The sequence below is a fragment of the Bacillus cereus group sp. N12 genome, assembly GCF_016483575.1.
GTDB classification, from domain to species: Bacteria; Bacillota; Bacilli; order Bacillales; family Bacillaceae_G; genus Bacillus_A; species Bacillus_A toyonensis.
In genome coordinates this window covers 1-389 of the sequence record NZ_JAEHBO010000207.1, presented here as the reverse complement: position 1 = coordinate 389, position 389 = coordinate 1, and the positions used below count along the sequence as shown (strand labels likewise).

Below are 389 nucleotides of genomic sequence, written 5' to 3'. Positions count from 1 at the left end.
TTTGATAATGAAAATAATCTTCCAATAATTGAAGTACCAGCAATCTTATTTATGGAAAAGGATTTTGAAAAAATAAAGACTTATATAGACAATTATTTTTCTAATAACTCATAAGTTCCTTCTTTAATACATCAGACGCATAATCTGTTAGATTTTTTAAAATGTGGAAGCGATCGCTTACTTGTACAGCTTCTGGGTGTGCTTCGGTTATTGCGTTATGATATGTGATAGAACCATCTTTTGCTACAATTTCCAGGATGGATCGGTGTATTCTTAACAGGGTCTGATACGTCAGCGAATGCATTATTCTCAAATTTACAAGCAATTACGGCGCAGCAAGTTGGCGTATCTGAAGTACTTCTCGTTGCGGCAAATACAACAGGTGGTGT

At 35.0% G+C, this 389-nt stretch carries 1 protein-coding gene and 1 pseudogene; one reads left to right on the top strand and one right to left on the bottom strand.

What is annotated here, in order from left to right; translation table 11 throughout:
- Positions 1-100: 100 nt before the first annotated feature.
- A complete protein-coding gene (locus JDS92_RS30175) occupies positions 101-304 on the bottom strand; it encodes a transposase (RefSeq protein WP_237672318.1) in 204 nt (67 codons plus the stop codon).
- Between JDS92_RS30175 and JDS92_RS30170 the strand changes: the two are divergent.
- Positions 250-389, top strand: a pseudogene (locus tag JDS92_RS30170) (L-lactate permease); the annotation flags it as partial. The gene JDS92_RS30175 and the pseudogene JDS92_RS30170 overlap by 55 nt on opposite strands.